At 31.4% G+C, this 1,922-nt stretch carries 3 protein-coding genes; all 3 read left to right on the forward strand.

From position 1 onward, the window contains the following. The coding region (gene polX, locus HG1285_RS03345) for a DNA polymerase/3'-5' exonuclease PolX (RefSeq protein ID WP_008288895.1) at positions 1 to 1,305 on the forward strand (1,305 nt) is incomplete at its 5' end. Between the two features lie 2 nt (positions 1,306 to 1,307). Next, positions 1,308 to 1,703: a hypothetical protein gene (locus HG1285_RS03340; RefSeq protein WP_008288896.1), complete on the forward strand. Its 396-nt coding sequence runs from the start codon at positions 1,308 to 1,310 to the stop codon at positions 1,701 to 1,703. Positions 1,704 to 1,778: 75 nt separating this feature from the next. Continuing rightward, a partial coding sequence (locus HG1285_RS19210) for a glutamate--tRNA ligase family protein (protein WP_232219525.1) occupies positions 1,779 to 1,922 on the forward strand: 144 nt, incomplete at its 3' end.

Raw genomic sequence — 1,922 nt, forward strand, 5'->3', positions numbered from 1 at the left:
AAAAGGAGAATGCTTTTATGGGATGCCCTTCAAATATCAAGATATATTGAAGACCAGCTTAGAAAATTAAAAGAAGTTAAATTTATTGAAACTGCCGGAAGTATAAGAAGAAGGAAAGCTACTGTTGGAGATATTGATATTCTTGCTGTTGCAGATGAAAAGGATGCTTTAAAAATAATGGAACATTTTGCATCTCTCCCTGAAGTTAAAGAGGTACTTGTAAAAGGAGCTAAAAAAACAAGTGTGATATTTAAAACAGAAAAACAAGAAACTCAAGTAGATTTGAGAATATTTAGGGAAAATGAAATAGGAGCAGCACTCCAGTATTTTACAGGCTCAAAACAGCACAATGTTCATCTCAGAGAAATAGCAAAAGAAAATAAGTTAAAAATAAATGAATACGGCGTTTACAAAGTAGATACAGGAGAAAAAATTGCAGGAGAAACAGAAGAAAGTGTTTATAAGGCTGTAGGTATGGACTGGATACCTCCTGAGATGAGAGAAGATAGAGGTGAAATAGAACTTGCCCTTGAGCATAAACTTCCAAAACTTGTTGAGCTTAAAGATATAAAAGGAGATATGCACGTTCATTCAACATGGACAGACGGTCTTTTTTCTATAAAAGAAATAGCAGATTTTATATTAAAAAATTACAAATATGAGTACATAGTAATGACCGACCATTCAAAATCTCAAAGGGTAGCCCACGGTCTTGACGAAGAAAAACTACTTCAGGAAATAGAAGAAATTAAACAAATCAATAAAATGCTTGGTCTTAATTTTATAAAAAAGGGAACAGAAGTAGATATTTTATTGGACGGCAGTCTTGATTTATCAGATGAGGTTTTAGCAAAACTTGACTGGGTAGTTGCATCTATACATTCTCATTTTAGCAGAGATAACACAGATAGAATCTTAAAAGCTATGGAAAATCCATATGTTAACGCTATTGGCCATCTAACCGGAAGATTAATAGGAATTAGAGAAGGATACCCTGTAGATATTGATGCAGTGATAAAAAAAGCAAAAGAAACAGGTACAGCCCTTGAAATAAATGCGCAGCCACTTAGGATGGATATTGATGATATATGGATAAGAAAGTGTGTAGAGGAAGGTGTAAAACTTGTAATTTCAACAGATGCCCATAATCTTGGAAATTTTGCATACATGGAACTTGGTGTTGGCCTTGCAAGAAGAGGCTGGGCAACAAAGAAAGACATTATAAATACAAGAAAATGGGAAGATGTACAGAAATTTGTAAATGAAAAAAGGAAAAAGATGGGAGGAGTTTTAGTTGGAGATTAAATTTGCGGATTTTAAAGGATATAAACGAAGCTTTAAGTGCTGATAAGAGAATTGAGCAGTTCTTTGATTTTTTAACAGACGGCAAATTTGAGGATATAAAAGATAATTTTTATTTTTATAAGATAAGAGGGAGTATTGAAAAAGGGATTTTAACAGTTGAAATGTACTTTGAGCATAAAGAAAAATGGTATAAACTTGGAAAAATTGACCTTGAAAATAACAAAGTTTTACAGCATATAGATAAAAAAATATTTAAATCTCTTTTATATTACGAAGATAAATATATAATGGAAAACTACCATAAAGAAATACAGAGAACAACCAATATAATTCTTTCTTTAATAGCTCTTATTCTCGGAGTAATGTTTGCTCTGCTTGTTATTCAATTTTTTAAATAAGTTAATATTTTGTATATTGATAATGTAATAAAGTATAATAAGTTTAAAATAAAAACGGTACGAGGAGATATTTAATTGATTAGAGTTAGATTTGCACCAAGCCCTACCGGATATTTACATCTTGGAAATGCAAGAACTGCACTTTTTAACTATATATTTGCAAGACACGAAAATGGAAAACTTATTTTAAGAATAGAAGATACCGACAAAGAGCGTTCA

Source organism: Hydrogenivirga sp. 128-5-R1-1, from assembly GCF_000171895.1.